We start from the raw sequence: 21,498 nt of genomic DNA on the forward strand, positions 1-21,498 counted from the left end.
GACCAGAAAATAATTATGGTTTGGACTCAACTCCCTCGATACCTTGCGCTTATTTCAGCCTCAGTGTTATTAGAACTGGGGATAGTTCCAAGTTTCTTTATTGCAACACAGGCACAGACCCAAACGCCCTCTCACGTTCAGTCAAAACGGGTCATTTTTAAACCAAACCCAGACCAACCTGCACCCGATATCACCACAGGTGGAGGAAGGCGCAATGATGGACAATGTTCCCAGGATCAACCTGTTGCAGGAGAGGCTACCAATTCTCAATTACTCACGGTACTCGTACCCTCGGTTTTAGTTACCCCAGAGTTTAAGCAATCAGATCCATCCCCGGTTTCGATTAATTTTCAGTTGACTGTATCAGAGAAAGCAACGTTTCTGGTTTATGTTCCTGAAACCTCTGCTAATGTCCTAGAACTGAGAGTAGAAGATGAGGAAGGTCAGCAAGTTGGTGAAACTGCCCGGAGAGAGTTAACAGAAACTCCAGGAATTTATCGCATCAGTTTACCGGAAACTACGCTCCCATTGGATGTAGGAAAGGACTATAAATGGTTAGTGTCAATGACCTGTCAAGTCGGTGATCCCAATGATCCCTTTGTCGAGGGATTAATCCGCCGTGTCTCACCGGATTCAAGGCTGACACGTTCATTAGACCAAGTGAGTGGTTTGGATAAAGTGGCAGTATATGCTGAAGCTGGGATTTGGCAGGACGCGCTAGTCAATCTGGCGGCACTTCGTCAAACTCAACCCAATAATCCAGAGGTGGTATCGGCATGGCAAAACTTATTGCAACAGGCTGGTTTAGAAGATATTACCGATGCGCCTTTGATATTAAGTCAGGATTAAAATTGTTGTTCCTTCTACCTTCTGCATTCTTTTCAAGAGAGATATCAGTTTAGGCAAATAGGACATCAATCCCTGTTAGATAGCAGATTTCAATTGAGATAATCTTCCCCGCCATGGAAAACAAAAATCGTAAGGCAAAATAACCATGAAACACTTGAATAACCCCTTTTTGATTAGCAGCATTGCTCTCAGTTTTTGGACAAATGTTACCACAGCATCAGCTCAAATCGTCCCCGATAATACACTTCCAGTAAATTCTCAGGTGACGGGATGTCCAGTTTGCCTAATTGAAGGGGGAACGGTTCGGGGAGTGAATCTGTTTCATAGTTTTGAAGAATTTTCCGTGCAGATAGGGGGTGAGGCATTCTTTAATAATGCCTTGGATATTGAGAATATTTTCGGTCGGGTAACGGGTGCTAATATCTCGGATATTGATGGGTGGATTCGGGCAAATGGCACGGCTAATCTGTTTTTAATTAATCCCAACGGCATTATTTTTGGCGAGAATGCGAGGTTGGATGTTGGCGGTTCGTTTGTCGCCTCTACCGCCAATAGTTTTACCTTTCCCGATGGCAGTGAGTTTAGTGCCACCAATCCCCAAGCACCGCCATTATTGACGATTAATATTACACCAGGATTACAGTATGGCGCAAATTCTCCGGGAGGAAGGATTACGAATGCGGGGAATTTGAATGCCGGACAAGATTTAACCTTAGCGGCAGATAATTTGGATTTACAGGGACAGTTATCCGCCGGGAGAGATTTAACCTTAAAAGCCCAGGATACAGTAACAATTCGGGATAGTGTCACCCATCCATTTATTGTATCAGCAGAAGGAAACCTGCTAGTTCAGGGAAATCAAACCATTGATATTTTTACCTTGAATCATCCCGATAGTGGCTTGTTTTCGGGTGAGGATATGGTGCTGCGAAGTGCTTCCCCAGTATGGGGAGATGCACATTATTGGAGTGGGGGCAATTTTCGCATTGAACAGTTAGATGGGAATTTGGGAGATTTGGCAAGCCCTGAAGACCCAGTTATTCGCGCCCTCGGCGATGTGTTGCTCAATCGCTACACAGGAGCATCCTTACACATTTTTGCTGGGGGATGGGTAGCTATTGGTACAGTGACGATTACCGCAACTGATCCAACCGAGGGTATTAGGGAGAATGTTACCCTCTCCGATGGTACGGTTCTGGCAATTAATGGGAAAGTACAGCCAACGTTGGATGTGAGAGCAGGATTAGATCCCAATGTGGTTGGTAGTCCTATTGGACTAACAGGAAACAATTTTTTTGATGTTAGTGGAAATTTTGATGATATTCCAGATAGTGCAGATATTGCCATAGGCGAAGTTTTTGTAGATGCTGCCAATGGGGTTGTCTTTTTGACTAATCAATATCAACCCAATCCTTCTTTATCAGGAGACATTGAAGTTAGCAGTATTTTGACTAATGACTTTGTTTTTACAGGTAACGCTGGTTCAGTAATTATCGACTCTCGCGGCGCTATCAAGATCACCAACCAAATTGACTCATCCTCCACCTCTGGAAATGCAGGAAATATTACTTTGATTGCCAACGATATTGTTTCTCTGACAGGTGGCTTTATCGTTAGTGAAACCCCTGGTGTCGGTGCGGGGGGTGATACTCGTATCCAATCGGGGTCAGTTTTATTAAAAGAAGGAGCGGTGGTTTCAACAGCTACATTGGGTGCAGGCGATGCGGGTAATTTGACTGTGGAAACCGGAGAGTTGCTTGTCCGCGATGGCTCTCAACTGATTGTGTCTACGTTCGGTACAGGGAATGGGGGTGAGTTAAATGTCAATGCTACCCAGATTGAGTTAATTGGCGCAAATCCCATCAATGGGATTCCCAGTGGTTTGTTTGCCGATGTCCGTTCTAATGCCAGAGGAAATGGGGGAGATTTGACTATTTCTACCCAGGGCTTGCGCCTCATTGACGGTGCTGCTTTATCCGCCTCCACGTATGGAGAAGGAGATGCTGGGGAGTTACAGGTGGTTGCTACTGACCGCATTGAAGTTATTGGGTCTAACCCCCAAGGGAATTCCAGTAGTATCCGAGCGCAAGTTAATTCTAATGCCACAGGTAAGGGCGGAAATTTGACCTTGGAGAGTAGAGAACTATTAGTCAGCCAAGGGGGTCAGATAGGGGTGTCTACCTTTGGTACAGGGGATGGGGGTGAGTTAAACGTTAATGCTACACAAATTGAGTTAATTGGCACTGACCCAATCGATGGGAGTCCTAGTGGCTTGTTTGGTCAAGTTGGCTCTAATGCTAGAGGAAATGGGGGAGATGTGACTATTTCTACCCAAGGTTTGCGTCTCATTGACGGTGCTAATTTATCCGCAACCACTTATGGACAAGGGGATGCTGGGAAGTTAAAGGTGGTTGCTACTGACCGCATTGAAGTGATGGGGTATGACCTTGACGGGAATTCCACTCGTATTGATGCGCGAGTTAATCCTAATGCCACAGGCAAGGGCGGGAATTTGACCTTGGAGAGTAGAGAACTATTAGTCAGCCAAGGGGGTCAGATAGATGTGTCTACCTTCGGTACAGGGAATGGGGGTGAGTTAAACGTTAATGCTGCTGAGATTGAGTTAATTGGCACAAACCCCATAAATGGCTTATCCAGTGGCTTGTTTGCCTATGTCGCACCTAATGCCACGGGAAATGGGGGAGATGTGACTATTTCTACCCAAGGCTTGCGCCTCATTGATGGTGCTATTTTAAACGCCACCACATTTGGCAAAGGGAATGCAGGAGAGTTACGGGTGGTGGCTACTGACCGAATTGAGTTAATTGGCACAAACCCCATAAATGGCTTATCCAGTGGCTTGTTTGCCAGTGTCGGTGCTAATGCCACAGGAAATGGAGGAGATGTTATCCTGCAAACCCAGGACTTAGGAATTATTGACGGTGCTATTTTAGACGCTACCACTTATGGCAAAGGGAATGCTGGGGATTTACGGGTAGTAGCTACTGACCGAATTGAAGTGATTGGGTATGACCGCCAAGAGAATTCCAGTAGTATCCGGGCACAAGTTAATGCTAATGCTACAGGCAAGGGCGGGAATTTAAGCCTGGAGACAGCAGAACTATTGGTCAGCCAAGGGGGTCAAATATCTGTGGCAACCTTCGGTACAGGGGATGGGGGTGAGTTAAACGTCAATGCGAGTGAGATTGAGTTAATTGGCACAAACCCAATTAATGGGAGTCCCAGTGCCTTGTTTGCCTCTGTCGGTGCTAATGCCACAGGAAATGGGGGAGATATGACCATCGATACCCAGGGCTTGCGCCTTGTTGACGGTGCTACTTTGAACACCACCACATTTGGCAAAGGGAATGCTGGGGAGTTACGAGTAGTAGCCACTGACCGAATTGAAGTAATTGGGTCTGACCGCCAAGAGAATGCCAGTAGTATCCGGGCGCAAGTTGAACCAGAAGCCACAGGCAAGGGTGGGAATTTAACCCTGGAGACAGCAGAACTATTGGTCAGCCAAGGGGGTCAAATATCTGTGGCAACCCTCGGCACAGGGGATGGGGGTCAGTTAAATGTCAATGCTACCCAGATTGAATTAATTGGCGATAACCCCATCAATGGGAGTCCTGGTGGTGTGTTTGCCACTGTCGAACCTAATGCCACAGGAAAAGGGGGAGATATAACTATTTCTACCCAAGGTTTGCGTATTGTTGACGGTGCTACTTTATCCGCTACCACATTTGGCAAAGGAAATGCTGGGGAGTTACGAGTAGTAGCCACTGACCGAATTGAAGTAATTGGGTCTGACCCCCAAGAGAATTCGAGTAGTATCACGGTGCAAGTTAATCCAGAAGCCACAGGCAGGGGTGGGAATTTGACTCTGGAAACAGCAGAATTATCACTGAGCAAGGGAGGTCAAATATCTGTGGCAACCTTCGGTACAGGGGATGGGGGTGAGTTAAACGTCAATGCGAGTGAGATTGAGTTAGTTGGCACAACCCCCATAAATGGAAATCCCAGTAGTTTGTTTGCCGATGTCGCACCTAATGCCACAGGAAAAGGGGGAGATGTGACCATCTCGACTCAGGGCTTGCGTATTGTTGATGGTGCTACTTTATCCGCCTTGACTGGTGGCATAGGCGATGCTGGAGATTTAACTGTAACGGCGACAGAAAAGATTGAAGTGATTGGCACTGACCCAAACAGGAATCCCAGTAGTATAAATGCCATAGTCACAGACAGTGCCACAGGTAATGGCGGTCAACTCAGCCTAAAAGCGTCTTCTATCCTCGTCACCGATAATGGTGTATTCTCAGTAGCAACCTTTGGTAACGGTGTTGCAGGCAACCTGACGATTGAAACCCAAAGGTTAACCGTTGCTGATGATGCTTCTGTATCCGCCTCCACCGCTTCTCCCCATCCAGAGGGGACAGGCGGTAATCTCACTATCAATGCCAGAGAATCTTTGCAGCTAAGAAATCAGGGACGTGTGGTTGCCCAGTCTACAGGAGCGGCTGCTGCTGGAGGCGTAACTATTAGTACCCCACAGTTATACCTGGAAAATGATTCACAGATATTGGCATCTAATGTCTCTACTGGGAGTCAGGGTATTGTTTTAGAAGGTCTGGATACTTTAAGAGTCAACAATAATAGTGAAATTTCAGCATCCACCCGAACAGGAACAGCCGGAAGTGTCAGGATTAATGTAGGAGAAAATCCGGTTGAGTCGGTATTTCTCAACAACAGTCGCCTATCCGTTGCAGCCACATCTGAAGGCGGTAAAGCTGGGGGTTTGACGCTCAATAGCCAACAGTTAAACTTAAGTGAAGACTCGCAGCTATCAGCCTCCAACATATCCGGTGTTAGTGAAAATATTACCCTAGAAGGCTTAAACACCTTAACCGTGAACAACAGTCTGATTTCAGCATCAACTCAAAAGGGTACAGCCGGAAGTTTAAGCATCAATACGACTGAATCTGTAGACTTACATGGAGTAGGTGGTCTATGGGTTGAAGCCAGTCAAGGTGGAACAGCAGGTAACTTAACCGTTAAAACAACTCAGATGTCAGTCCATAATGAGGCATCAGTAACCGTAAGTAGTCCCTCTGGACAAGCCGGAAATCTAACGATTAAGGCAAACTCCCTACAGTTAGACCAAGGTCAACTCACCGCAGAAACTGGAATCAGTGGTGTAGAAGGCGGGGCAAATATTAGCCTACAAAACTTAGACACCTTACTGATGACCAATGAAAGCCTAATTTCTGCCAAAGCCTCTGGTGATGCCAATGGCGGTAATATTGACATTACCACCATTTTTCTGTTAGCCCTACCCCCAGAAGGTGTTAACGGCAGTGATATTATTGCTAGCGCTGAACGGGGTGATGGGGGTCGGATTACCATTACAGGTGAAGGCATTTTCGGCATTGAAGAACGTCCAGCTATTGAGGGAAATCGCACTAATGATATTGATGCTAGTTCTCAGTTTGGCAATTCTGGTGAAATTATACTCGATGTATCTTTAGATCCCAGTCGCGGACTGACTCAACTCCCCAGCACTTTGGTTGATCCCTCTGGACAAATTAACCGAACCTGTGCAGCTAGTAATCGTCAGAGTCAATTTACTGTCACGGGACGAGGTGGTTTACCTGAAAACCCCACAGATTTATTCAGTCCTGATTTGGTACAAGATGATTTTGGTACAGTGATAGCCAGGGAAGAAGATGAGGAAATAGAAGGACAAGCCGAGGGAAAAAATGATTTAATTAACCATCCTCCCAAACAAATTATCGAAGCCCAAGGATGGATTATTGATGAGGAAGGGAATGTGATATTGACGGCTTATGCTCCTGATGGAAAACCTCACAGCAGTTGGCAAGAACCTGTTCATTGTCAGGTTTCTCCAACGGCGTCCCCGTAGGGGCGCACCGACGTGCATCTGTGTCAACTTAAGCTCAACCCCTCTCCCACGCCGGGGAGAGGGGAGCAAGAGAATCCGATCCCCCTTCTCCCCACGGTGGGAGAAGGGGTTAGGGGATGAGGGGGAAATGTCGAGGAGTAGACAGACACAGCTTAAAACCTTGTCAGTATTAGTTTGCACCTTAAGTTGACACCAATGACCGACGTGCGCCGGGACAACCTACCCATTTAAGTCGGTTACATGGGTAAAATATATGCTATGGCGCATAGTGCTATAAATGGTGCGTTACGCTGCGCTAACACACCCTACGCCACTACAATTTTGCCATCATTTTGTGGGTTGAGAAGAGGGCGACCCAATCTAATTGAATAGACTGGTGTTGTTCATTGATGCAAGCGGGTCGCCCCTACAAAAATTGAAAATAATATCGAATTTGTTGAATTAATCCCCTTTATACCGGAAAAAAATTTCCTTTAAATTGTCTGTTCTCTGCATTATGAATTATTTCAATCTGAGGAAAAATGACGTAAATAGGGTCTGCTGAATAAGTCGAAGAAACACAACTGATGGATTAAGTAGTTATATAATACGACAGCGAACTTAAGTTATTGTTGTTAACGATTCGCTTAATTATAAGGTTTAATAATGAATTGACGCCGAAAAAGACTTGATTGTGGAATATATATAAAAAAGACAAAAAACCTGCCTGAGCAGGGCAGACAGATTCATGACGAGGAAAGTAATGGCAATAGCTGTTTCGGACGTATGAGGTAGTTTAGCCATGACGCGACTTAGGCTATATCTACGTTTTGATATGCCAAATTTTCCTTCAATATTATTGCGAATTCTCTCGTCTTCTTGAGCTTGTTTCTTTAATTCTTGACTGACATTGGCTTTCGGTCTTCCTAAGGGAGGGCCACTGATTCTAATTCCTTTTTCTTTACAGAAGGATCGATTGGCTCGACTGCGATAGATTTTATCTACATGAACGGATTCTGGATAGAATCCTGTGTAGTTATAATAAGCTTCTATTTGAGCTTTTAAATCGACAGATTCATTAAAGTTATCCCAACTGATACGGTCTAAAAATACGTATCCATCTCTTACACTTGCCGATATTTTAGCTCCAAATTCTACGGCAACTCCCGCTTTGCCTCTAACTATTGGACGGATATGGGCTTGACTCACATTTACTATTCTATGCTCAATTCTATGAACTTTATTATTGTACATCCATTCTTGCTGACGATAGATTTCGCTAACTACCAACAGGCTCTTATATTCAGTACGACTCAATGCCCCAAGACTAGACCCTGCCTTAACTAGCGCGTCTATACTCCCAAGTTCTCTTTATGTATGCAGTGTTTTTTATTGCTTTTCTTATTTCTTTTCTTGTTTGTCTCTTTTTCTTTGCTACTTTTAAGTAATTCTTTCTGGCTCTATTTCTATAAGTTTTTGGTTTTTTATTTAGTTGATCCTTCAGGGGTTCATATAGACTGTCTATTATTTTTTCGGTTTTGACCCTAGCTTTATTTAATATCCCCAAATCATTGGGATAACTTATATCTCCTGGCACACAGCTTGCATCAACTATTAGTTGTCCTTTATTGGCTGACTCTCTTCTTTCTTGACTTTGGATTTCGGCACTTTTTTTTTAGCTTCTTCATCCGTCTCTGATTGACTTTTCTTCACCATTTTCTCATTTATTCGGTTGACTAGATTCACATTTATCCTTTCCCGGAATCTGGCCAATAGTGATGAGTCATAAGGAGCTTCGCTGCTGTAATGCCTTTGACCTATAAAGTATTGTAAGTAAGGGTTTTCTTTGATTTGTTCGACTGTCTCTCTATCACTTATTCCTAGTTTTTCTTTGATTATTAATGAACCCAGTGCTACCCTAAATGGTAGCGCTGGCGCTCCCATTTCCGCAGAAAAATTTTGGGCATATTCTTCTTCAAATTCCTCCCAAGGTACTAAAGAAGCCATGATTACCCAGCGGTTATCCTGTGATAACTTTCCTTCAAATGGTAGTTCAAAATCTTCGGCTTCCCTGGGGGGCGTTCTCAACTTTTCGGTACATCTACCTGATCATGATGCAAGGATTTTGAGCAATTTTACCAGATTCATGAGCACCAAGTCAACTGTAAATACGGATCAAAGCATTGATGGTTAAGGGTTTCGGTCTTGTGCAGCAAGCCCTAAATAAGAAAGGACGGCTGCTATCTCTGGAGGAATCCCTGTAAATCGAATACCAAAATGATTGGGACTATCTACCGATGTTTCAACGACTTTCGCGTAAATGTCTCCCAATCCTTTTGCCTTTTCTGTACCCATTACTAAATTTATCTTTAGATTAGTCAACAATTCTAAAGGCTGTTCGGTGTGAATTTCAGCACCATTCGCTGATAATTTTACGATTGTTCCTTGACAGAATTCCTGTCCTAAATGCTTTCCCGTTAAAACTATATACTGTATGGGTATTTTATTTTTCAGCACAACAAAATCTATTGCTGGTTTCGGCAAAAACAAATTAAACGTCCCGCCAATCCCACCAATTTCATAAACCGTAATCGGTTCAGCAAATCCTTTGGGATGAACGTGCAATTCCCCATCCACCCGGAGAATAGAACCCACCTGTTTGAGCAAATCCTGAGAAATTAAAACTTGTCCGCCAACGGTATAGGATTCAATCCGAGATGCCAAATTAACTGGACTCCCCATTACTGTATATTTTGCCCGTTTTTGTGAGCCAATATTCCCCGCTAACACCTCCCCCCCATGAATACCAATGCCCATTTCTAAGGGGGGTAAATTTAGGGTATTATTGTACTGATTAATCTCTGCCATCGCCAATTGCATCGCAATCCCACAAGCGATCGCGCGTTGGGAATCGTCTTCTCGCTCAATCGGCGCACCAAACATGACCAGAATCCCGTCGCCCATGAACTCATTAATCACACCCTGATACTGATCAACCACATCCGTCATCACTTGCAAATAATGGTTAATCACCTTCACCCCCATCTCCGGTGACACTCGCTCAGAAATTGCTGAAAATCCTCTTAAATCAGAAAATAAAACCGTAACCTGGCGGTTTTCTCCGCCTAACTGTAATCCTTGAGGCGTCTCCAGCAAATTCGCCACCACCGCATCAGTGACATAGCGACCAAATATGCGGCGCATCTGATCGGCATTGTATGCCACATACCCGATAATCGCGATCGCAGACCCGGTTAACCCCAGAATCGGCGGAACTACAGGAATCCACCATCCCTGCAAAAACGCCCAGTAACAGCCCCCAACCAAGCCACCGCCAACGAAAATAAGACTCACCACCTTAACAGGCGATCGCGCAGTCACACCTCCCCGATAGCGCTGTCCCCAAGTCAATATCGCCCCGACTACCGTCCAAGCTACAATCCACAGGATTTCCCAGGGTTCCGACCAAACCTGAATTAGGGGACGCCCTTCTAACGCAGCACTCAGCATTTGACTCACGATATCAGCATGAATTTCTACCCCTGCTGCTTGATTCACCAATCCCCGACTAAAAGGTGTGAAAAAGTTATCGGCGACACTTTCACCCGTAATCCCAATTAAAATGACGCGATCGCGTCCCCAATCTTTTGGTATTTTTCCCTCTAAAACATCCGTGAACGAAATCGACTGAAACCCTTGTCCGAGATTGCGAAAATTAGAGATAATCTGAAATCCACCTGCATCTGTCCGGACATAGCCCCCATCATGCTGATTTAAACGGGTAAAAATAGCTTTGTCCAACTGATATTGATTTCCATCAGCATCTATTTCCTCAAGCGTAATCCCTTCCGCCTCTAAATAGGTCAAAGCCAACATCGTACTAAAACTAGGGATAATCTCCCCGGATGGAGTTCCTAAAGATAGTAAACTGCGACGAACTTTACCATCACTATCCACGACCAAATCATTTGCGCCAATCTGACCCAATTCGTTCAATACTGGTGGTGGATTCACTGCCGTTCCCTCCGCATCTCCAGCTACCTTACGAATCCCAATCAAATTCGGCGTTGATTTAAACACCTCGACCAATTCCTGATGTCCAGGTTCTACAGGTAAATCCCGATATAGATCTAAACCAATGGCTCTGGGTTGTTGTTGTTTGAGTATGTTTAGTAATTGGGCAAGCATTTGATCAGAGGGGGGCCAGTTGCCGAGTTTTTGGATATCTTGCTCATCAATCTCAACAATCACAATCCGTGAGTCCACCGCTTCAGGGGGACGCCAGCGAAAAAATTGATCTAGGGCGGCGAGTTCCAGTTCTTGCAGCCATCCCGCCCAGCGTAACCCGATGACGATTCCCGCTACAGTAGGAGCAGCAATAAACACACCCCGCCATTGCCAGAGTTGTTTTCTCAGTGTTGCCCACATACACTCAATCGACCTCAGGAAAGAGACAGGTTTAGCCGTTATCTTATCCTCTAAGTCGTCGGACAAAATTAAAGTTAACGGTTGAGATGAGGGAATGGGGAACACCTCGGACTTCGGCGTGAGCGCTCAGTCGAACGCTTCGCTCGGTGTGTCATGGGGAATGGGGAATAGGGAATAGGCAACACCTCGACTTACCTCGGCTTCGCTCGGTAACACGGCTTCGCTCGGTAACACGGCTTCGCTCGGTAACACGGCTTCGCTCGGTAACACGGCTTCGCTCGGTAACACGCTCGGTGTGTCACAGGCAACAGATAAATGTCCTTTCCGTACCCCGTAGTGCTATAAATGTAGGACTTAAGCACACACGCCATTGATTATGGTAGGGCACGATAATATCGTGCCCCTACAGGTCGCTTAAATAAAACTGATGCCAATAAGCCAACACGAAACCCAAATCCCTCTACACCTGTGGACAGTTGAAGACTATCACCGGATGGCAGAAGTGGGTATTTTATCACCTGATCAACCCGTAGAGTTAATAGCCGGACAGATTATCCGAAAAATGAGTCCCCAAGGAACGCCCCATGCGACAGCCATTACCCTAACCCGATTGCTGTTAGAAGATAACTTAAGACAACAAGTGTTAGTCAGGACGCAACTTCCCGTAACATTAAGCGATCGCTCAGAACCTGAACCCGATGTGGCGGTGGTTATGCCCGATGTCTTACGCTACCTGGATCATCACCCTCACCCCTCAGAAATCTATCTGATTATTGAAGTTGCCGATAGGACACTCAATACAGACTGTGGTATCAAGGCAAAGGATTATGCCAACTCTGAAATTCAAGAGTATTGGGTACTAAACCTCAAGCGACGTCAACTGCACGTTTTTCGAGAACCAACTCCGCAAGGGTATCAGCAAGAGATAATCCTGGCGGAAAATGATCGGATTTCTCCATTACAGTTTCCGCATTTGAGCATCGAAGTAACGCAGATGTTGCCACCTCGGTAGGGGTTTGGAAACCAAACCCCTGATAGGTTTCCAAACCCTTGGTAGGTGAGGATGTCAGGAATAGGGTTAAACTAGGAAAACTGGCAGCCACTATACTCTGCTAGCCGTTCATCCTACTCACACCCAACCCTTGTCCACGAAGCGCGATCGCATTATGCCCACATTCTTATTGGAAGTCGGTACAGAAGAATTACCCGCAAATTTCGTTGAGAGTGCGATTAAACAATGGCAGTCGCGCCTGTCACAAAGCCTTGATGAATACCTGCTGACTCCTGAGAGTATCCAGGTGTACGGCACACCTCGCCGTCTAGCCATACTCATTCAGGGATTACCCCGTCAACAACCCGATCGCGAAGAGGAAGTTAAGGGTCCACCTGTCAAAGCCGCATTTAAAGACGGGAAACCCACCAAAGCCGCCGAAGGGTTTGCCCGCAAACAGGGCGTTAGCCTTGATGATTTAGAAATCCGAGAGACAAAGAAAGGGGAATTTGTCTTTGTTGTCAAGAAAATAATCGGTCGTTCGGCGATTGAAATTCTCCCCGAAGTCATCCCCCAGTGGATTTTTGGCTTAGAAGGAAAGCGGTTTATGTGTTGGGGGGATGGAGACTTGAGGTTTTCTCGCCCAATTCGCTGGTTGGTGGCGCTGCTGGATGATACAGTTTTGCCGATTGAATTAGTGAATGGTTCCGAAACGATTAAGAGCGATCGCACATCCCGTGGACACCGTATCTTACACCCCGAATCGGTAACAATTGCCAAAGCTGAGGACTATGTAAAATCCCTAGAATCAGCCTTTGTGATTGTAGAACGCGATCGGCGCAAGCAGATCATCCAAGACCAAGTTCAGTCAGCCGCGCAAAAACTCAAGGGTCATACCCTACTCTATGAAGAATTATGGGATGAAGTCACGGATTTAGTCGAATATCCCACCGCCATAGTCGGTCAATTTGACGCCGAATACTTAATCCTACCGCCAGAGGTGGTGAAAACGGTAATGGTAAAGCATCAGCGCTATTTCCCAGTCTTTAAGGATGAAACAGCGACTGAATTACTGCCTCATTTTATTACCTTGTCCAATGGTGATCCAGAAAAATCCGAGATTATCGCCGCCGGAAATGAACGAGTGATTCGCGCCCGTTTAGCGGATGGCGAGTATTTCTATAAAACAGATTTAGCCTCACCCTTAGAGAGTTATTTACCCAAATTAGAAACCGTCACCTTCCAAGATGAATTAGGGTCAATGCGTCAGAAGGTAGGGCGCATCGAAAAAACCGCCTCACGGATTGCAGAGCAATTAGCAGTGTCACAGAAACAATGGGATGATATTATTCGCGCCGCCGCCCTTTGTAAAGCTGACCTAGTAACTCAAATGGTCTATGAATTCCCTGAATTACAGGGCGTAATCGGACAAAAGTATGCGGTGGTGAGTGGTGAATCCGAGGCGGTAGCTACGGCGATTTTTGAGCATTATTTACCCAGAGGGGCTGGGGACAAGTTACCGGAAACCTTAACGGGTCAAGTAGTCGGACTAGCGGATCGCTTGGATACATTGGTGAGTATCTTTGGCTTAGGCATGATTCCCACTGGTTCCTCTGATCCCTTTGCCTTGCGCCGTGCCGCGAATGCGGTAGTTAATATTACCTGGGAGGGGAATTTAGGGATTAATTTAGATCAGCTATTGCAGGATGTTTCTGCCGATTTTGTCGCCACTTATTCCGAGAAATCATCGCCCGTTGAAGCCTTGCAAGAGTTTTTCATTCAACGGATTCGCACCTTGCTGCAAGACGAACAGAAGATTGATTATGACTTGGTGAATGCGGTTTTGGGGGAGAACGATCGCGAGTATACCCAACGAGCATTAAAAGACGTGTTAGATGTTCGCGATCGCGCTTTGTTCTTGCAAGGGATTCGGAAGAACGGCAAGCTAGATGAAATCTACGAAACGGTGAACCGTTCGGCGCGGTTATCGATGCAAGGAGACTTAGATTTCCAACAGTTAGATCCCAAAGCGGTTGTGCGTCCCGATCTGTTTGAAAAATCGAGTGAACCTGCTTTTTATGACGCATTAGTTGCGTTAGTTCCCCGTACTCAAGCGGCGCAACAAGAGCGCAATTACCAGCAAATTGTTGATGCATTGGCAGAGGTGACGCCAATTGTAAGTACCTTCTTTGATGATAAGGAAGCTGGGGTAATGGTGATGGACGAAAATCCAGAGATTCGGCGCAATCGGCTGAACTTATTGGGGTTACTGCGAAACCACGCACGGGTATTGGCAGACTTTGGCGCGATCGTCAAGTAGAGACGCATCGTGTAGAGACACGCCATGGCGCGTCTCTACAACCCAATCGGGTCAGAAAATTTAGGCAACCGTTAAATCAACCTCGAAGGTGATATCATCATGATCTAAGTCACCGCCCCCAAATAAATCTTCAAAGCCAAACTTATTCTCACCCAGTAGACGGACATGATCTTTCCCATCAGGATTTGCGCCTAAATAGGCAAAGTAGGCAGTAGGATCGGCATAACCAAGGCGCTGATTATTTGGATTGGTTTCCAGCCATTCTTCTGTCGTGCCATTGGCGATAATGTAAGGCGCTAAAATGGTTCCTGGCTGGAATTCTGCTTCAAATATTCCGGTATTTCGGTTCATGTCGCCAACAACTTGTTGAGCTAAAGCCGCTTCAGCATACCCTGCTTCATCTGGACTAATTAGTTCACCCGTTACTTTATCTTTCACATCTCCTTGCTCATTTTCAACGGCATAAAAACCGACAGAATTGTTAAAGCCAGCATCACTCTCAATATTGAAAAACTTCGCGGATACCGAACTGGTTTGATCATCTAAGTTGATGAGTTCGGGTTCTCCTTCAGTGATTAGGATGGAGTCATTTTGGGCAGGTGTAGTATCCTGATTATTGCCATCAAAACTCAAGGGTTCGTCTACGTCAGTCGTTTGATCAGCAACCGCTGCGACTAACTGGAGTTCATTATTGCTCAAACTATTGCCGCCTGCTGTCGGCGCCAGTGTAGCACCCCCTGTAACTTTTGGATTGCCTGGTATCGGGGCTGTTTGTACGGCATCTCCGTTATCGGTAAAGGCGCCTAATTCAGGGTCAAGCAGAATCGCATTTTTTGTAATCGTTCTGTCATCAGGATTCGGATCATTTGATTGAAAATTGCCCCCGCCATCACTAAATACCTTACCAGTATGGTGGCTTGTATTCCAATCCTTACCTCCATTATGGGCATAGTTATCAGCAACTAGGGTATTTTTGAGCTTAACATTTAAGCCACCTCCCCAGAATGCTCCCCCCTTAAAGCCAGCATAATTGTTAGCGACAGTTGTGTTGGTTATTTTGGTGGTATTCGATCCATTAGCCAAGGTCATTGCACCACCTAAACCACTCTTGCCATCGGCTGTTTCGGCTCGATTTCCGTAGAAGATACTGTTATCAATTGTAACCGGTGAAGCTTCTCCAATCCATAAGCCACCACCTTGGCTCTCTGACTGATTATAGGCAAATGTGGTATTACGAAGTATCAACTTGCCATTACCATGGCGTAATCCTCCACCGAGACTAGTTCCTTTGGCATTTTTGACAACCTGATTGTCAATAATTGTACTGTCCTCAACAATTACTTCGTCAGAGCCATAAACATATAGATACAGTGCGCCACCCGCACCGACACCTTCATTGCCCTCAAAGCGACTGTTTAGAATCTCGATTTTACCGCCAATCGGCAACTTATCGTTGATCTTTTCTGAAGCACCATCAGTGTAAATTGCCCCCCCACTACTTCTTGAGGTATTGTCAGTAAACGTGGAGTTTTCCACTTTTAGATTAGTCCAGAGGGTATTTATCGCTCCACCGTTCCTTCCTGTGTTGTTACTAAATTCACTATCAACAACAGTAAGAAAGGCTGCACTCCCAGCGGAGATGGCACCGCCACCCCGTTCACTTTTACCAGATTGATCGTTTGCCGAAGTACTATTCCCTTCAAATTTTGAGTTAATCACAGTACTATTACTGCGAAAACCCGCCTTAATAGCACCACCACCTTGACCATTCGCGTGGTTGTTTTCAAATGTAGTATTGACTACGGTGAGTGTACTCCGATTGGCTGTGCGAATTCCTGCTCCAGCACCATCTCTTCCCACATTCCGGGTTTTTCCATTGGCAATAATCAGATTTTTAAGGGTGAATTCTGAGTCATTTATGACATCAATAACTCGATACCGATTATTCCCACTAATGGTTAAACCTGTAGCGTTTTTCCCATCAATTATTAGGTCTTTATCAACTTCGAGTTGACCACTGGTTAGCTTAATGGTCTTATTTCTCAGACGAGAGGCAAATTTAATTGTATCTCCTGACTGGGCTTGCGCGATCGCATCTCTTAAGGAACCTTGTCCGCTGTCTTTCCGGTTTCGAACCGTGAACACTTTTGACATTGTTTGCTCTCCAAGACTATTTGACTAAAGTGCTACTTTGGAGCCTATTATTCTTCTGCGAAATGGTTAGCGAACCCCTGATTCAGTAATCGTTGAAATTGCTGTATTTTTTCTGACAGCAGGGTTTCAACTTAACATCGTGCTATCTATTTGAATAGATTGTCATCACGATGTTCTCTACCTTGTTCTATTAATAGAGCCTTATTCGTGAATTAGGCAAGCAAGTTAACAATACTTAATATTTGTCTTGGTTTTGTTTGATTGGTGAAATAATACTATGTGATTTTGGTTTTTTAGGCGACAAAAAAATCGTTTTATCGAAATTAGACAACTGAGGTATTTTCTCTCAATAAAAATAGATAAATTATCGATATAAATAGTAAAATAAGTTCTCTAGAGCGTCGGTCAAGTATTATGAGAAACCGGGTTTCTCGTGAGGATGACAACGAAATATCAAGCTTTCACCCAAAAAAACCCAGTTTCTTGACCGATGTCCTATAAAAATAGAACAATTATTTCCAGGGAACCTAATTCAATTTATTTCGCGACTAAATACAGCTATTACAAGTCATCTAGCTCCAACGGTTCTCGTATTTGTCGCTGGAATAACTGCTGTTGTAGCGATGGCGGCTGTTGCAACAGTTGTCGAATTTCTTGTTCAGCTTTCTGTTGCAAGTTTTCAGTCTCAGCCGATTCTAACTGTAAAAATAAATACAAAAGAGGCTGTTCTCGCTGGAGGCGTTGTTGAAATCGTCGAAGTTGTGCTGGGTTGGTGAGTTGATCAATACTGGAGGGAAGTTGTTGCTCCGATAGGGGTTGCGCTTTCGCGGGTAGCGTCCAACTCAGTAGGGTTAAACCCATTGCTGCTGCCAGACGTTTAAGAGAAATGTTTGTAGTCAGCGCTTGAGCGCTTCTGGCACTAAAGTGCCTACTACGAACCCAGCCATTCATTTTCAGAGTCATCATGTCAAGCCTTGTTTGATGTCAACGAACATTATTCGATGACCTTTGACATTATATAGGTAGAGAGGTTTTAGGGGAACGCCCCTACGAAGTTTGTAGAGACGTAGCCGATTTCTGATCCTGAGGAACGAACGGCTATTGTCTTGAAACTACGAGATTCTTCGGATTCAGATGTTGCACCTTCTTTAAGTTGATAGCGAATTTGCTCTCGACCAATCGTCGCTTGCTCAACTTTATCAGCTTGGACTTGTTCAAGAAATTGACTATAAGGAACCTGTCGGCGGATGTCTCTTTCAATCTCGCACTTCATCCGGAATCTGACAGCTATCTTCTGGTAGAATTGTTAGTCCCTGGACTGTAGAGACGTTGCATGGAACGTCTCTACATGGTAATTAGATTTAAGAACAAAGCATCATCAGGTTATGCCTAACGCTCACGTCATTGGTCTGGGACGCTCCGGAATAGCCGCCGCACGACTCCTAAAACAGGAAGGGTGGACGGTAACAGTCAGTGATAGCAAAACGTCTGAATCTCTGCAACAGCAACAACAAGTCCTTAATGTTGAGGGCATTACGGTTAAACTGGGTTATTCGCTCACTCTTGGCGATGGGGATTTACCTGAACTGATTGTGGTGAGTCCTGGTGTTCCTTGGGATATTCCGGTTTTAATTGAAGCCAGGAATCGCGGGATTGATACGATTGGTGAGATGGAACTGGCTTGGCGTTATCTCAAGTCCTCTCCTTGGGTTGGTATCACGGGGACGAATGGTAAAACCACGACAACGGCGCTGATTGCGGCTATTTTTCAAGCGGCTGGTTTCCATGCTCCCGCCTGCGGTAATATTGGCTATGCGGCTTGTGAATTGGCTCTGGCGCAGCCCGACAAGACGCGCCATGGCGCGTCTCTACATGAGAAACTACCCCAATCCAAAATTGACTGGGTGATTGCAGAAGTTAGTAGTTATCAAATTGAGTCGTCACGGGAGTTAGCCCCAACAATTGGGGTTTGGACAACCTTTACCCCTGATCACTTGAATCGCCACAAGACGCTGGAAAATTACTACACTATCAAAGCTGACTTACTGTCGCGATCGCACGATCAAATCTTTAACGGTGATGACCCCTATTTACGTCAGTTGGGGACAACCCATTGGTCAAAGGCGTATTGGACGAGTGTTAAGGGGCGTGACGCGACTCCTCGTCCCTGGGTATATATTGAGAATGGCTGGGTGATGGTGGAATCTGAACCGATTGTTCCTGTGGATTCCTTGCGGATGGTGGGGAATCACAATCAGCAGAATTTACTTATGGCAGTCGCCGCCGCCCGGTTAGCTGGGATTGAGAAACAGGCAATTGTTGAGGCAATTACCAATTTTCCCGGTGTTCCTCACCGTCTCGAACATATTATCACCTGGCAGGGGATTGACTTTATTAATGATAGTAAAGCCACGAACTATGATGCGGCGCAGGTGGGATTAGCGGCGGTTGATAGTCCGGTTATTTTAATTGCTGGGGGTGAAGCCAAAGCGGGAGATGATACGCAATGGTTGAACGCCATTCAAGCTAAAGCGGCGGCTGTTTTACTGATTGGTGAGGCGGCGTCTGCGTTTGCCCAACGCTTACAGGAGGTGGGTTATTTTCGTTATGAAATTGTGGAAACCATGGCGCGAGCGGTTCCTAGAGCTGCCGAATTAGCCCAACAGGATAATGCGCCTGTGGTTTTACTTTCACCGGCTTGTGCTAGCTTTGACCACTATCAAAGTTTTGAACATCGGGGTGATGATTTCCGTCAGCTCTGTTGGCAGAATTTTAGTCCTTAGTCAGGGTGTGTGTCAACTTTGTCGTGGCGTGGCACACCTTATTTGGTGGATTAGATTCGGCTTGTAGTAAGGGCTTTAGCCCTAGATTGGTCTACTTTCCTTCCTTGTCTCACCTGAACCCCAATCTGAAAAAACCTACCCTTGTGAGCTTTGAAAGGGGGGAATAGGGCTTGAACATTGTGTGCTACCCTTGACACGCTTCCATTAATCATTGATCATTTTTCATTGGGTGCATTTCAGGATGATTTTGAGCGTAGTTAAGATAGGCTTTTTTTAACTCATTTTCTAGGTCATTAGCCAGCCATTCGGGTTCGATGACTCAAGGATATGATTAATGACACTCTATCACTGTACGCTAACGCTACACGATAATCTATTTTTTGCCACGCGGGAGATGGGAATTCTCTACGAAACGGAAAAATACTTACATAATTGGGCAATCAGTTATGCTTTGTTTAAAGTAGACTATATTCCCCAACCCTATCGCCTCCATGGGAAAGCCGCCCAAAAACCCGGATATTTAGATGCAAATGCCGAGCAAAATCTCTTGTATCTTAATCAAGCCGGAATTTATGTTTTTCCCGCCCAGCCATTAACTTGGGCTTATCAAGTAAATACATTAACAATGGGTGTGGAGCGATCGCTTGTTGATTAATGGTGTAATTGATGCGGTGGAAGAACGGGAGGGTGAGCTGATTCCCTTGGAGTATAAAAAGGGGCGCATGGCTCGGCATTTGAATGACCATTTTCAGTTGTGTGGGGCGGCGTTGTGTTTGGAAGAACGCACACCGTTTGTAGTAAGCGCTTTAGCGCTGATGGCACTAAAGTGCCGACTACGAACCCAATATGATGTTCATCGCGATGATGCACGTAGGCTGGAATTAGTCAAGGCAATTATTACGACGAAAATTCATAATCAGCATAATGTTTTGTATCGATATGGGCAGAAAAATAGTCCCCTGAAGCAGCGCAAGCTGTTGGTTCAGGAACAAACAACTCTTGACCAAGTTTGGGGGCGTATCGGCTTTCGGATACGGGACGAAAATCCTTTTTAGAGGCGTTTGAACGAAAGATGACCTCGGAGTTTAAGCATCCGGTGTTTGGGTATCAATGTACTTATCGCCGTGGGGTGGAGTTACAGGCGCGTCTGTTGAGTCGTCATTTACAGGAGGGGGTGGTGTATCCACCGTTGAGTCTTCGATGAAGAACCAGACGTTATTTTATCTGATTGTCTATGATTTGCCGGATAATAAGGCGGCGAATAAGCGGCGCAAGCGGTTGCATGATTTGCTTTGTGGGTATGGCACGCGCACGCAGTACAGTGTGTTTGAGTGTTTTCTGACAGGTGTGCAGTTTGCTAAACTCAAGGTGAGGGTTGAGAAGTTGATTAAGCCCGCAGAGGATTCAGTTCGCATTTATGTGTTGGATGCGGGTGCGGTACGGAAAACGATTACCTACGGATCAGAAAAACCTCGACAAGCGGAGACACTCATTCTATGATGTGAATAAGCTGATTTTTGACGGGACGAAGCGGGGGCGAAAAACCCGGTTTGCCGTCAAAACGCTAGGAACCTTGACAATTAAAGATTTCAGCCGTTTTTGGAAAAGGGCAAAAAAAGCAAAAAGTCCATTTCAGCTCCTGGATTCCGTCTGCCGTCAAAAGTGGCTGTGGGAGTCCCGGCTAGAAAGGGTTTCAGAGGGCGGGGTTTCCTTATAATGAATCCCGGCAACGGGATTGAAACTCCGAATCCTCAACTGAACCCGCCCCACTTACGCCAGGTTTCCTTATAATGAATCCCGGCAACGGGATTGAAACACTAAATCGCTGGTCTGGGATATTCCTACCTGGTAGTTTCCTTATAATGAATCCCGGCAACGGGATTGAAACGTTACGGGTGCTTTGGCTTCTGGATTACCTGTGCTTGGTTTCCTTATAATGAATCCCGGCAACGGGATTGAAACTGGTGGGAACTTTAACAGCTTCTATCTTCACGCCGTGTTTCCTTATAATGAATCCCGGCAACGGGATTGAAACTGGAACTCATCATTTTTAGCACGGCACAATCTCACA

Annotated in this window: 12 protein-coding genes, 3 pseudogenes and 1 CRISPR repeat array (1 of these 16 only partly in view); of the genes and pseudogenes, 9 read left to right on the forward strand and 6 right to left on the reverse strand. The window is 45.4% G+C overall.

Annotated features, from left to right (window positions below):
* Positions 1-15: 15 nt before the first annotated feature.
* Entirely contained in the window at positions 16-849 is an 834-nt protein-coding gene (locus tag MC7420_RS35515) for a DUF928 domain-containing protein (protein WP_006102594.1), read from the forward strand.
* 145 nt (positions 850-994) lie between these two features.
* Complete coding sequence (locus MC7420_RS20815) at positions 995-6,772, forward strand: two-partner secretion domain-containing protein (RefSeq protein ID WP_006102716.1); 5,778 nt, start codon at positions 995-997, stop codon at positions 6,770-6,772.
* A 639-nt stretch (positions 6,773-7,411) separates the two neighbouring features.
* On the opposite strand, the pseudogene MC7420_RS38330 reads toward MC7420_RS20815, so the two are convergent.
* From MC7420_RS38330 to MC7420_RS40080, 3 genes and pseudogenes are all read right to left on the reverse strand, one after another.
* Positions 7,412-8,852: pseudogene (locus tag MC7420_RS38330) on the reverse strand (IS5 family transposase).
* A gap of 89 nt (positions 8,853-8,941) precedes the next feature.
* The gene (locus tag MC7420_RS20835) at positions 8,942-11,179 is read right to left on the reverse strand and encodes a CHASE2 domain-containing protein (protein WP_006102771.1); all 2,238 of its coding nucleotides are present in this window, start codon (positions 11,177-11,179) and stop codon (positions 8,942-8,944) included.
* Positions 11,180-11,305: 126 nt separating this feature from the next.
* On the reverse strand, positions 11,306-11,467 hold the full coding sequence (locus MC7420_RS40080; protein WP_006102796.1) for a hypothetical protein: 162 nt from the start codon (positions 11,465-11,467) through the stop codon (positions 11,306-11,308).
* Between the two features lie 139 nt (positions 11,468-11,606).
* Between MC7420_RS40080 and MC7420_RS20840 the strand changes: the two genes are divergently transcribed.
* Positions 11,607-12,191, forward strand: a complete 585-nt coding sequence (locus MC7420_RS20840; RefSeq protein ID WP_006102663.1) for a Uma2 family endonuclease — start codon at positions 11,607-11,609, stop codon at positions 12,189-12,191.
* 154 nt (positions 12,192-12,345) lie between these two features.
* On the forward strand, positions 12,346-14,490 hold the full coding sequence (glyS, locus tag MC7420_RS20845) for a glycine--tRNA ligase subunit beta (RefSeq protein ID WP_044208628.1): 2,145 nt from the start codon (positions 12,346-12,348) through the stop codon (positions 14,488-14,490).
* 60 nt (positions 14,491-14,550) lie between these two features.
* Here glyS and MC7420_RS20850 read toward each other — a convergent pair whose 3' ends face one another.
* The 3 genes from MC7420_RS20850 to MC7420_RS20860 all read right to left on the reverse strand — a co-directional run bounded on the left by MC7420_RS20850 (position 14,551) and on the right by MC7420_RS20860 (position 17,917).
* A complete protein-coding gene (locus tag MC7420_RS20850) occupies positions 14,551-16,644 on the reverse strand; it encodes a DUF4114 domain-containing protein (RefSeq protein WP_006102612.1) in 2,094 nt (697 codons plus the stop codon).
* A gap of 561 nt (positions 16,645-17,205) precedes the next feature.
* Positions 17,206-17,610, reverse strand: coding sequence for a hypothetical protein (locus tag MC7420_RS20855; RefSeq protein WP_157453259.1), 405 nt, complete (start codon positions 17,608-17,610; stop codon positions 17,206-17,208).
* A gap of 67 nt (positions 17,611-17,677) precedes the next feature.
* A complete protein-coding gene (locus MC7420_RS20860; RefSeq protein ID WP_006102812.1) occupies positions 17,678-17,917 on the reverse strand; it encodes an ATP-dependent metallopeptidase FtsH/Yme1/Tma family protein in 240 nt (79 codons plus the stop codon).
* 112 nt (positions 17,918-18,029) lie between these two features.
* Between MC7420_RS20860 and murD the strand changes: the two genes are divergently transcribed.
* The 5 genes and pseudogenes from murD to cas2 all read left to right on the forward strand — a co-directional run bounded on the left by murD (position 18,030) and on the right by cas2 (position 20,927).
* On the forward strand, positions 18,030-19,427 hold the full coding sequence (murD, locus tag MC7420_RS20865) for a UDP-N-acetylmuramoyl-L-alanine--D-glutamate ligase (RefSeq protein ID WP_006102725.1): 1,398 nt from the start codon (positions 18,030-18,032) through the stop codon (positions 19,425-19,427).
* A 334-nt stretch (positions 19,428-19,761) separates the two neighbouring features.
* A pseudogene (cas5d, locus tag MC7420_RS20870) lies at positions 19,762-20,046 on the forward strand (type I-D CRISPR-associated protein Cas5/Csc1); the annotation flags it as partial.
* 4 nt (positions 20,047-20,050) lie between these two features.
* Positions 20,051-20,215: pseudogene (locus MC7420_RS43890) on the forward strand (CRISPR-associated protein Cas4); the annotation flags it as partial.
* A gap of 27 nt (positions 20,216-20,242) precedes the next feature.
* Positions 20,243-20,482 carry a CRISPR-associated endonuclease Cas1 gene (locus tag MC7420_RS43895; RefSeq protein WP_315897235.1) on the forward strand — a complete coding sequence of 80 codons (240 nt, stop codon included), beginning with the start codon at positions 20,243-20,245 and terminating at the stop codon, positions 20,480-20,482.
* A 145-nt stretch (positions 20,483-20,627) separates the two neighbouring features.
* Positions 20,628-20,927 carry a CRISPR-associated endonuclease Cas2 gene (gene cas2, locus MC7420_RS20880; RefSeq protein ID WP_006102598.1) on the forward strand — a complete coding sequence of 100 codons (300 nt, stop codon included), beginning with the start codon at positions 20,628-20,630 and terminating at the stop codon, positions 20,925-20,927.
* Positions 20,928-21,132: 205 nt separating this feature from the next.
* Positions 21,133-21,498: direct repeats of the CRISPR family, unit length 37 nt; unit sequence GTTTCCTTATAATGAATCCCGGCAACGGGATTGAAAC; it runs 181 nt beyond the window's last position.

Origin of the sequence: Coleofasciculus chthonoplastes PCC 7420 (genome assembly GCF_000155555.1) — a bacterium.
In the GTDB taxonomy this organism is placed as follows: Bacteria; Cyanobacteriota; Cyanobacteriia; order Cyanobacteriales; family Coleofasciculaceae; genus Coleofasciculus; species Coleofasciculus chthonoplastes_A.